This is a genomic window from Saccharothrix sp. CCNWYY140, assembly GCF_037401995.1.
Lineage (GTDB): Bacteria > Actinomycetota > Actinomycetes > Mycobacteriales > Pseudonocardiaceae > Actinosynnema.
Window position 1 is genome coordinate 17352 of the sequence record NZ_JBBEGC010000101.1, and the last position, 10046, is coordinate 27397.

Here is a 10046-nt window from a genome sequence, read left to right on the forward strand (position 1 = left end):
GCTAAGCCCGCAGGCGGTAGGCCCGGAGGACTGTCTGGTCGACGGTGTTGCCCTCGGTGTCCGAGGCGACAACCCTCAACGAGACATAGCCACCGGGCTTGCCGCCGCGCGGCACCAGTGTTCGGACCGGAACCCATGTCGTGCCGTCGTCGAAGGACGCGAACGCCTTCAAGTCCCTGATCTTCGCTTGGCCGGCGCCGGCCTGTCGCTGAACGGTGAACCGCACCGGCAGCGGCAGGCCGGCCTTCGCGCTGTTGCGGATGTCCAGCAGCACCGTGTAGTCGACCTCCAGCAGCGGCAGCGGGCCGGCTGTGCCGCCGGTGCTGGTGAAGCCCCACGTCGTGCTCACGTTGGAGGACAGCTCGACCTGCGGCGCGAAGCGGCTCGCCGACACCGTCAGCTCGTAGCGGCCGGCGTCGGCGGGCACGGCCCACCGGCCCTCCCAGGGGTTGCCGCTGGCACCGAGGGTGACGCCGTCGCGCTTCAACTCCAGCGTGCCCGCCCCGGTGCGCTGCCACGACTCCACGGCGGTGCCGGTGGCGAACGGGGACACTGCGGCCTCGATCGCGTCGCTGACGCGGGTCACGCCGCCGCCTCCTGCCCATTGCACCAGCGAGGTGCCGCGGAGCCGGGGCGCGGTGACGGCGGTGTTCCAGTCCCGGCGGTACTGGTGGCCGGGCCGCATCACCACGGGCTCGTAGTCCGACCAGGTGCCGACCTTGCGGTCACGCGCGTCCGCGCCGAACATGCGGCCCACGGATTCCTCGTGGTACCACCCGATGCCGTCGCCCGCGCTGTAGTACTCGGTGCGCGCGGTCGGTGCCACGACGACCTCGTCCAGCAGGGGCATGCCCTCGACGATCCGGCCGTCCTGCGTCGGGTAGACCCGCTGGCCGACCATGCCGTCCGCGCCCGACGACCGGTACTGCGCCTTCACCTCGGCCAGGTCCGCCTTGCGCACGGCGTAGGTCTTGCCGGCGGGCAGCGTCCCGTGCTCGGAGAAGAACAGGTGGTAGCTGACCGGGGCGGTGTCGACGGCCTCCAGGGTGACCTCGCGGCCGAGCTGGGCCACCAGGTCCGCGGCCTCGTGGTCGGCGGCGGAGATGACGGGCAGCGCGGTCTGGTCGTCCCACGGGAAGCCCTGAGGACCGAGGACGAGCACAGCGGCGGCGCCGGCGTCCTTCAGGCGTTGCGCCAGGTCGTACTCGCTCTCCCCGGTCGCTTCGACCACGACCAGCGCGCCGGTGACGTCGCCGTCCGGGTGGGCGGTGCGCAGCCGGTGCTTGCCGGGTGTGAGGTAAGGGCTGCCACCGAAGTACCGCAGCAGCAAGGGGAACTCGGCCAGTGCCACGCGCGGCTGGGCGGCCTTGACCAGCGTGCGGTAGTCCAGCTGCGGCAGCGGGTCGCCGAAGGACAGGCCGTAGACCGGGACTGAGCCTTGGAACGGTCCGCTGACGCCCGAGACCTTGCCCGGCGCCATCGGCACGCGCAAGTCGGCCTGGCGGTGCAGTTGGCGCACGCCCGGGTCGTCGAGGGCGACCGCGATCGGCTTGCCCTCGCGGGCGTCCAGCGTGATGGACACGTCCTGGCTGGTGGAGATCCGGCCGGCGACCTCGGTCGCCGAGATCGGGGTGTACCAGCCGGGCAGCGCGGAGAACTCGCTGACGCGGCTGAGGACCGCGTAGTCGGAGACCGGCAGCTTGGTGGTGCCCGTGCCGTCCGGGTTCAGGCTGAGCACTGCGCCCTGACCGGTCTTGAGGTCGACGGTCAGCAGATAGCCGTTGAAGGGTGCCTGGCCGTCGCGTCCGATCACCCTGGCGGACAGGGTGTGGCGCTCTTCCTGCACGTACGCGCCCACCGCCGTGGTGACGGCGACGCCGTCCGCGGTGGCCTTGAGGGTGCCAAAGAACGTGCCTTCGCCCTTGCGCGGGTCGAGCGTGACGACGACGGGGGCGGTGCCGTGCGCCGGCACGTCCACTGTGGACTGGACGCTGAAGTCCGGGCCGAGGTCGTGGGTCAGGGCGAGCGTGACGGGCTGGTCGCCGTCGTTGCGGTAGGTGACCGTCTTCGCCGTGGTCCCGGTGTGCGGCCACTCCAGGAGCCCGAACGACAGGCTGCCGACGTCCGCGCGCACCTGCTGCCCGACCGCGCGGCCCACGTCCAGCAGACCTGTGCCGACCTTGTCGGAGGTGTCGGCGACCGGCTTGGTCGTCGCCATGAGCTGTGCCTTCAGCTCGCGTGCGGTCCAGGACGGGTTGCGCTGGGCCAGGATCGCCGCCGCGCCGGCCACGTGCGGCGCGGCCATCGACGTGCCCGAGAGCCGGGCGTGGTGCTCGTCGACGGCCTCGGCGGGCAGCGTGCCCCGCGCCCGCGCGGCCACGATGTCGGTGCCGGGCGCGGCGAGGTCGGGCTTGACGGCGTGGTCGCCGAACCGGGGGCCGCGCGAGGACCACTCGTTGAGCGCGCCCTGCTTGGTGAGGTTGGCGACGGCCAGCGCCTCGTCGGCGGCGGCCGGGGCGGAGACCTTGCGGTACTCGCCCGCGTTGCCCGCGGCCACCACGAACAGCGCGCCGGTCTCCGCGGTGAGCCGGTCGACCGCCTGCGACAGCGGGTCGGTGCCGTCGCTCTGGTCACCGCCCAGGCTCAGGTTGACCACCTTGGCGCCGACCTCGCGGGCCGCCCACTCCATGCCCGCGATGATGGCGCTCTCCGGACAACCCTCGCGCATGCAGACCCGGCCCACGGCGAGCTTCGCGCCCTTGGCGACGCCGTGGTAGCGGTCGCTGCGCCCGGCGACGGTGGCGGCGACGTGGGTGCCGTGGCCGAGGTCGTCCTGGATGCCGGCGCCGGTGAAGTCCCGGGACACCGCCACGGCGTCCTTGAGTTCCGGGTGGTCCTGGTCGTAGCCGGTGTCCAGGACGGCGACGGTGACACCCGTCCCGTCGTACCCGGCCTCCCACGCGGCCGGCGCGCCCACCGCGGGCACGCTCTGGTCCAGCGCGAGCTTGGCCTTGCCGTCCAGCCACAGCTTGTCCGCGCTGAGCGTCGCCGTCCCCCGCCGCGACCACCACTGCGCGGCCTCGGCCTTCGGCACGGCCTGCGCGGCCAGGGCCTGCCCGCCGCCCAGCAGCGGGACGCGGTCGGTCCGGGCGTCGTCGTAGCCGAAGTCGAGCAGGGCCGTGACGTCGAAGAACCGCCGGTCCAGCCGGTCCTGCTCGACATCGTCGAGGGCGTCGACCGGGATGACGTACTGGTGCTCGTCGCGGACGTACTGCACGAACTGCGTCCCGGGACGCCCGTCGACGCCGATCGGGCTGCCCCGCCCGTCCACGACGACCTTGTCCCCGGTGATCAGGGTGATGGTCCGGACGTCGCCGTCCGGCGCGGTGACCGGTTCCGCCTGCGCCGCCACCGGGCTCGACAACCCGGCGACCACGACGGCGACCACCGCCAAGCGTGCTCTGCGCACGAATCCTCCCCAGAAAGTCAATGCACTGATGACTACGCCGGACACCCCGCCGTGGTTGCCTCGCGATCTTCGTTCGACGGGATCCCCTCGCACCGAGCCCGAGAGGACGCCAACCCCCGCACCTGCCGACCGTCGGGTCAGCGAGCGGTCAGCGGGGCCCCAGGCCTGTTGTGCCGTCGAGGAGTTCGCGGGCCACGTCGAGGTGGCCGGCGTGGCGGGCTGTCTCCTCGATCATGTGCAGGACGACGTCGCGGAATTCCTTGATCTCGTCGGCGAACGGCCCGGGGTGGCGGCCCACCGGGACCGCCGACAGCGGTGTCGCGGCCAGCACCGCGTCCGAGATGGCGCACTGCTCGCGGTAGAACGCGAACACCGCCTCCACCGGCGACGACGTGGTCAGCGGCGGGTCGTCCGCACCGGACCCGGGCAGCGGCTCGGCGTGCCCGGTGACGACCTCCTGGAACCAGTGCCGCTCGGCGTGCCCCAAGTGCTCGACCATGCCCAGCGGTGTCCACCCCGACGGCAGCACGGCCGTGCGCAACGCGGCCTCGTCCAACCCCTCCAGGATCGCCACCACGCTCGACCGCTGCGCCGCCAGGAACGCCGCCAGCGCCTCCTTCTCCCCCATCACAATCCCCCCTTTGTCGATCGTGGTGGAGACGCTACCGAGGGGGTACGACAATTTCGGCCGCCGGGACTTTCGGCCGTAGCGGCGGGAAAACCGGCGGCGGATCGTGGAACCGATCGGACCGCGAATTGTCGGTACCCCGTGGGACAATGGAAAGTGGGGGCCGGAGGCAAGTGCGCAAATGGACGGTGGCCGCCGCGGTGGTCGCGGTCGTCGCGGCCGGGATCGCCGCCGTCGTGGTGTTCCGGCCGGACGCCGAGGCCCCAGGTCCGCCCGCGGCCCCGACCACGACGAGCCGGCCCGTGCACCCCGGCGTGTTCGTCGTCAAGGTCGACAACGCCCCGGCCGCCCGCCCGCAGACCGGTCTCGCCTCCGCCGACGTGGTGTTCGTCGAACCCGTCGAAGGCGGCCTGACCAGGCTCGCCGCCGTCTACTCCGCCCCGCCCGAGGTGGTGGGACCCGTGCGCAGCGTCCGGGAGACCGACGTCGAACTGCTCGCCCGCTACGGCTCCCCGGTCCTCGCCTACTCCGGGTCCGCGCCGGCCCTCAAGCCCGTGCTGGAACGCTCCGGCCTGGTCCGGGCCTCCGCCGACGACACACCCGCCGCCTACTACCGGGACGACAACCGCGCCGCGCCGCACAACCTCTACGTGCGCCCCAACGCCCTGCCGAAACCCGCCGCCGGCCCCGATCAGGTGATCCCGACCGGCCCCGCCCCGCCGGGAGGACGACCGGCGACCACGTGGCAAGTGACCTACCCGGGTGCCCGGTTCGAGCTGGCGTGGCGGGACGGCTGGGCGATCTCCGCCGACGGCTCACCACTGCGAACCACCGAAAAGGGTGACATCACCGCCCCGAACGTGGTGATCCAGCGCGTGAAAACGCGCGCCGGCGTCGCCATCGAGGACGCGAGCGGCAGCCCGTCACCCGTCGTGGTGACGGTCGGCTCTGGGCAGGCGGCGCTCCTGCGCGACGGCCACGTGTTCGAGGACGTCACGTGGTCCCGCCCGACCCCGGCCGACCAGACCCGCTTCACCACGGGCGGCGCGGACCTGCCCCTCGCGCCCGGCCCGACGTGGGTCTTCCTGGTGACGTCCTGACGGACCGCAATCCGCGGCGTGCCGGCCTCAGCCGTCCACCGCCAGCCGCGCCACCGCCCCGGGGTGCGACACCGGCTCGATCACCCGCGCACCCGTGCTCCACCCCAGGTCCTGCCGCCACCGCAACACCCGCCCCGCGCTGGTGACCAACTGCGCGCGCACCGGCGCGGCGGCGGCGAGGTCCACGTCCACCTCCACCACCGCCACCCCGGCCGAGCGCAACACCTCCACGACGGCGTCCAGGTAGCGGGTGACGGACACGGCGTCGTTGCCGGGCTTCTGCATCCTGGCGGTCCTCCGACCTCGGCGGCACAGGGGCACCATCCTGCCGAGCCCCCGTGCCGCCGAAGAGGGTCGAAAGTCCCGGAAGGACCCGACTCCGCGGACGGCCGACCGCACAACGGCGGTCAACAGTTGGTGCGCGGTGCTTTCCTCGCGAATCGATCGGCCAAGTAGGACACCACGTCACCGGCGGCGGTCACCAGGGTCGTCACGTGTTCGCCCAGGAACACACCCCACGTGACGGCCACGCCCGCCGCGCAGTACTCGCGGCGCAGGGTCTGCGCCTGGGCCAGCGGGATGATCTCGTCGACCAGGCCGTGGTAGAGGTAGATCGGCGCGGTCGGCGGGTGCGACCCGAGCCGGTTCTCCGCCAGCCTGGCCTGCCAGTCCGCGTGGGTCAGCGGGTTGCTGGTGGTGTAGTCGGCGATGCGGCCGAACGCGTGCCCGAAGACGGCGTCCACGCACGCGTCCTGCTGGGTTTCGTACACCGCGCGGCCCTTGTCGTTGAGGTACGCGGGCAGGTCCAGTTCCGGGTACGCCGAGTCCAGGCCGAACGCCGCCAGCAGCAGGAACCCGAACCCGATGCCGCCTTCGAGGCTGCGCGACACCGCGGTGAGGTCGGCGGGCGTGCCGCCGGCGGCGATGCCGACCACGTCGAGTTCGGGCGCGTACGCCGGCGCCAGCTCCCCGGCCCACGCCGCCCCGCCGCCGCCCTGCGAGTAGCCGGCGAACGCCACCGGTCCACCGGCGACCAGGCCCGTGGCGGGCAGTCGGGTCGCGGCGCGCACGGCGTCGATGACCGTGCGGCCCTCAGAGCGACCGACGACGTAGGTGTGGCCGCCGGGGGTGCCCAGGCCTTCGTAGTCGGTGATCGCCACCGCCCACCCGCGGCCCAGCATCGCGTCGATGAACAGCGGTTTCTCGTAGTCCGGCTGGAACTTCGACGGCGCGCACCGGTCGCCGACCCCGCGGGTGCCGCTGGCCACGGACACGATCGGCCGCACCCCGGTGGGCCACGGCTTGGTGGGCACCAGCACCCGTCCGGTCACCGCGATCGGCGCTCCGGTCGCGGACTCCGACCGGTAGAGCACCAGGTAACCCTGGACGCCGGACTGCGCGGGCAGCGCCCGCCACCAGATCACGTCGCCGGGGACGCCGTCGGGCAGCGGATCGGGTGGCGTGTAGAACGCGTCGCCGGGCGGACCCGGCACGGGCGCGGCCGTCGCGACCGGCGCCACCCCCGCCAACACCAATAACGCCACCAGCAGTGGCCGCACGAACCTGCGCATGGGAGCTCCTCGTCGAGACCGTTGCCCGGACGGTAGGGAGCGCAACCGGGAGTTCCCAGTGATTGCCGGTCTCACTACTGGCGAGTAGGCTCCGGCGCCATGCGCGACCGGCCCGCGCCCACCCGCGCCGACGCCCGGCGCAACCGCGAGGCGATCCTGCGGGTGGCCGACCAGGCGTTCACCGAGGAGGTGGACGTGGCGCTGGACGAGATCGCGCGCCGCACGGGCCTGGGCCGGGCCACGGTCTACCGGCACTTCCCCGATCGCACCGCCCTCGCACTCGCCGTGGCTACTCGCTACCTGGCGACCTTGAAGGACGCCGTGCGCGCACACCGGCCCTTGCGCGAGTTGCTGCACACCGTGCTGTCCCACCAAGCCCAACGACGTTCACTCGTCCGGGTGTTCCAGAGCCTCCCGGAGAAGCACCGCCGCCACTACACTCACGCCCTGGTCGCGGCCCTGCGCCCGGCGTTCGCGCGGGCCCAGCGGGAAGGCAGCCTGCGCGCCGACGTCGAGCCCGGCGACCTCGCGCTGCTGTTCCACATGGTCGAGGCGGCGCTGTCCGCCGACGCGCCCCGGACCTCGGTGCAACGCCTGGTGCAGGTCTTCCTCGACGGCCTGTCCCGCGCATGAAGCCGCCCCGCGCGGGTAGCCGACCGGCGTGCAGACCTTCCTGCCCCACCCGGACTTCGCCGCGACCGCCCGCGTGCTGGACCGGAAGCGGCTGGGCAAGCAGCGCGTCGAGGCGATCCAGGTGCTGCGCGGCCTGGTCGTCCCCGGCTACGGCTGGCGCCACCACCCGGCGGTCAAGATGTGGACCGGGTACGAGGAGGCGCTGGTCCGTTACGGGCTGGAGATCTGCGCCGCGTGGTGCGCCATCGGCCACGCCGACACGTGCGCGGCTACCCTGCGCACCGGCCTGAAGGACGTCCGGGGCCACGAGGAGGTCCGCACCCAGGCCGAGTTGGCCGAGGCCGGCGACCTGCCGCCGTGGCTCGGCGACGAGGACCTGCACCACAGCCACCGTTCGGCCCTGGTCCGCAAGGACCCAGCGCACTACGGCCCGCTGTTCCCGGACGTGCCGCCGGACCTGCCCTACGTGTGGCCGGCCTCAGACCGCGCCGCCTGAACGCCGCCGCTCGCGGTGGCTGGTGTCGCACCACGGGTACCGCTTGCTGCGCCGGCACGCGCACAACGCGACCAGGAACCGGTCGGACCGCGCCACCACGCCGTCCTCCCCCACGACCTCGACCGGACCCTCCACCAGCACCGGACCGCCGGGCACCACGGTGACCCGACGGTCGTCGCTCGACGTCGCCATGCGACAGAGGTGCCCCCGGACGGGGTGGGTCATGCATCGGCTCGGAGTCGATCACGCCCGATCGGGGTATGCACCGGTCGGAGGTGGCTCTATGTGGCGAATCCTGGTCGTCGCGGCGGTGCTGTTGACCGGATGCGGTATCCCCCATGACACGGACGGGACCCTGGACCGCGTGCGCGGCGGTGTGCTGCGGGTCGGGGTGGCCGAGCACCCGCCGTGGACGACCGTGGACGGACCCGGCGCGGTGTCCGGGGCGGAAGCCGACCTGGTGGAGCGGCTGGCCGACCGGCTCGACGCCCGCGTCGAGTGGCACCCCGGCGCGGAGTCCGCGCTGATGGCCGCCCTGGAGGGGAGTCAGCTCGACCTGGTCGTCGGCGGGCTGACCGACGACCTGCCGTGGACCGAGCACGCGGCGCTGACCCGCCGGTACGCGACGACCCGCGTGGTGGTGGCCGCGGGCGACGGCGTGGAGTTGCCGCCCGACCTCGACGGCCGTCGGGTGGCCGCCCGCACGGGCACCGCCGAGGCCGCCGCGCTGGCCGACGAGGGCGCCGAGGTGGTGCCGGTCGGCGACCCCGCCGAGGCCCGTGACCTGCCGGTGGCCGTCGAGCACTGGCGGATGGACGCGCTGGGGCTGCGCGCGGCCGAGCACGTGCTGCTGGAGCGCCGCCACGTGTGGGCGCTGCCGCTGGGCGAGAACGGCTGGCTGGTCGAGGTCGAGCGGTTCCTGCTGGAGCTGCCCGACGGCGAGGTCGACCACCTGCTGGCCGACGTCGGGAGGACCGGGCCGTGAGCGTCTACGACCGCTTCGAACTGCCGCCGGACAAGGCGGAGCTGCACCGCAAGGCCGTGCGGCTGGAGTGGTGGACGATCGCGTTCTTCGTCGCCGCGGTCGCGCTGCTGGCCGTGACGCTGGGCCAGTCGCAGGCCATGAAGGCCGCGTGGATCGAGGACATGCTGGGCCTGGTGCCGCCGGTGGCGTTCCTGGTCGCCGCCCGCTACCGCAACCGCTCCCCCGACCACCGGTTCCCCTACGGCTACCACCGGTCGGTGAGCGTGGCGTTCCTGGCGGGCTCGGTCGCGCTGTTCGGGCTGGGCGTGTACGTCTGCTACGACTCGCTGGCGCGGCTGGTGGCCGGGGAACGCGTGCCGATCGGCCTGGTCGAGGTGTTCGGGGTCCGGATCTGGCTGGGCTGGCTGATGATCGCCGCGCTGCTGGCCACGATGGTCCCGGCGATCCTGCTGGGCCGCGCCAAGCTGCGCATCGCGCGGGAGCTGCACGACAAGGTCCTCTACGCCGACGCCGAGATGAACCGCGCGGACTGGCTGACCGCCGGCGCGGCGGTGCTGGGCGTCCTGGGGATCGGGATCGGCTGGTGGTGGGCCGACCCGGTCGCGGCGGTGGTCATCGGGGCCGACATCGTCCGCGACGGCCTGCGCACCACCCGCGGCGCGGTGGCCAACCTCATGGACAACCGGCCCCGCCTGGTCGACGAGAGCGGACCGCACCCCCTGCCGGACCGGCTGCTGGCCGCCGTCCTGGACCACGACTGGGTCGCCGACGCGTGGCTGCGCCTGCGCGAGGAGGGGCACGTGTTCGTGGGCGAGCTGCTGGTGGTGCCGACCGACGAACACGACCTGGTGGACCGCTGCGCACGCCTCCAGCGCTGGACCCGCGAGTTCGACTGGCGCGTGCACGACATCGTGGTGGCCCCGGTCGGCCGCATCGACCCGGCCCCGAACGACCGCTAGACAATATGCGCAAGTCGGGACGGCAGAGGCGCAGGGCACGCTCTTCGACCCCGGCGCAACCCTTCGCGCCCACAGGGCAGCGCGCTTTTCGAAGTAGCTCGCGCAGCAGACCTCCCAACTTGGGCTTCTTCCGTCATCCTTGGCGGCCTGCCCGCCGGCGAGGCTCTTTTCACGCTCTTCAAGATCTTTAAGAGTGACGCTTCGC

10 protein-coding genes are annotated in these 10046 nt (G+C 73.2%); 5 read left to right on the forward strand and 5 right to left on the reverse strand.

Annotated features, from left to right (window positions below; all coding sequences use genetic code 11):
• Position 1: 1 nt before the first annotated feature.
• Both WBN91_RS30590 and WBN91_RS30595 read right to left on the reverse strand, forming a co-directional pair.
• Positions 2–3469, reverse strand: coding sequence for a S8 family serine peptidase (locus tag WBN91_RS30590; RefSeq protein WP_337726795.1), 3468 nt, complete (start codon positions 3467–3469; stop codon positions 2–4).
• Positions 3470–3617: 148 nt separating this feature from the next.
• On the reverse strand, positions 3618–4097 hold the full coding sequence (locus WBN91_RS30595) for a DinB family protein (protein ID WP_337726794.1): 480 nt from the start codon (positions 4095–4097) through the stop codon (positions 3618–3620).
• 173 nt (positions 4098–4270) lie between these two features.
• Between WBN91_RS30595 and WBN91_RS30600 the strand changes: the two genes are divergently transcribed.
• Entirely contained in the window at positions 4271–5197 is a 927-nt protein-coding gene (locus tag WBN91_RS30600) for a DUF3048 domain-containing protein (protein ID WP_337726793.1), read from the forward strand.
• A gap of 27 nt (positions 5198–5224) precedes the next feature.
• Here the strand turns inward: WBN91_RS30600 and WBN91_RS30605 are convergent, their stop codons facing one another.
• Positions 5225–5482 carry a hypothetical protein gene (locus WBN91_RS30605; protein ID WP_337726792.1) on the reverse strand — a complete coding sequence of 86 codons (258 nt, stop codon included), beginning with the start codon at positions 5480–5482 and terminating at the stop codon, positions 5225–5227.
• Positions 5483–5604: 122 nt separating this feature from the next.
• Positions 5605–6768 (reverse strand): lipase family protein, encoded by a 1164-nt coding sequence (locus tag WBN91_RS30610; RefSeq protein ID WP_337726791.1) that lies wholly within the window; start codon positions 6766–6768, stop codon positions 5605–5607.
• A gap of 99 nt (positions 6769–6867) precedes the next feature.
• Here WBN91_RS30610 and WBN91_RS30615 point away from each other — a divergent pair, with 99 nt between their 5' ends.
• Together WBN91_RS30615 and WBN91_RS30620 are read left to right on the forward strand one after the other, a co-directional pair.
• The gene (locus WBN91_RS30615; protein ID WP_337726790.1) at positions 6868–7401 is read left to right on the forward strand and encodes a TetR/AcrR family transcriptional regulator; all 534 of its coding nucleotides are present in this window, start codon (positions 6868–6870) and stop codon (positions 7399–7401) included.
• A gap of 28 nt (positions 7402–7429) precedes the next feature.
• The gene (locus WBN91_RS30620; protein WP_337726789.1) at positions 7430–7897 is read left to right on the forward strand and encodes an MSMEG_6728 family protein; all 468 of its coding nucleotides are present in this window, start codon (positions 7430–7432) and stop codon (positions 7895–7897) included.
• On the opposite strand, the gene WBN91_RS30625 is transcribed toward WBN91_RS30620, so the two are convergent.
• On the reverse strand, positions 7880–8089 hold the full coding sequence (locus WBN91_RS30625; protein WP_121217964.1) for a CDGSH iron-sulfur domain-containing protein: 210 nt from the start codon (positions 8087–8089) through the stop codon (positions 7880–7882). The two genes, WBN91_RS30620 and WBN91_RS30625, sit on opposite strands and share 18 nt — an antisense overlap.
• Before the next feature lie 91 nt (positions 8090–8180).
• Between WBN91_RS30625 and WBN91_RS30630 the strand changes: the two genes are divergently transcribed.
• Both WBN91_RS30630 and WBN91_RS30635 read left to right on the forward strand, forming a co-directional pair.
• The gene (locus WBN91_RS30630) at positions 8181–8882 is read left to right on the forward strand and encodes a substrate-binding periplasmic protein (protein WP_337726788.1); all 702 of its coding nucleotides are present in this window, start codon (positions 8181–8183) and stop codon (positions 8880–8882) included.
• Positions 8879–9841 carry a cation diffusion facilitator family transporter gene (locus tag WBN91_RS30635; RefSeq protein WP_337726787.1) on the forward strand — a complete coding sequence of 321 codons (963 nt, stop codon included), beginning with the start codon at positions 8879–8881 and terminating at the stop codon, positions 9839–9841. Before WBN91_RS30630 ends, WBN91_RS30635 begins: the two co-directional genes overlap by 4 nt.
• Positions 9842–10046: the final 205 nt, after the last annotated feature.

Coding starts and splice junctions, on each gene's coding strand:
- WBN91_RS30595 (WP_337726794.1), bottom strand. CDS start 4,097: ATGGGGGAGAAGGAGGCGCTGGCGGCGTTCCTGGCGGCGCAGCGGTCG.
- WBN91_RS30605 (WP_337726792.1), bottom strand. CDS start 5,482: ATGCAGAAGCCCGGCAACGACGCCGTGTCCGTCACCCGCTACCTGGAC.
- WBN91_RS30610 (WP_337726791.1), bottom strand. CDS start 6,768: ATGCGCAGGTTCGTGCGGCCACTGCTGGTGGCGTTATTGGTGTTGGCG.
- WBN91_RS30615 (WP_337726790.1), top strand. CDS start 6,868: ATGCGCGACCGGCCCGCGCCCACCCGCGCCGACGCCCGGCGCAACCGC.
- WBN91_RS30625 (WP_121217964.1), bottom strand. CDS start 8,089: ATGGCGACGTCGAGCGACGACCGTCGGGTCACCGTGGTGCCCGGCGGT.
- WBN91_RS30630 (WP_337726788.1), top strand. CDS start 8,181: ATGTGGCGAATCCTGGTCGTCGCGGCGGTGCTGTTGACCGGATGCGGT.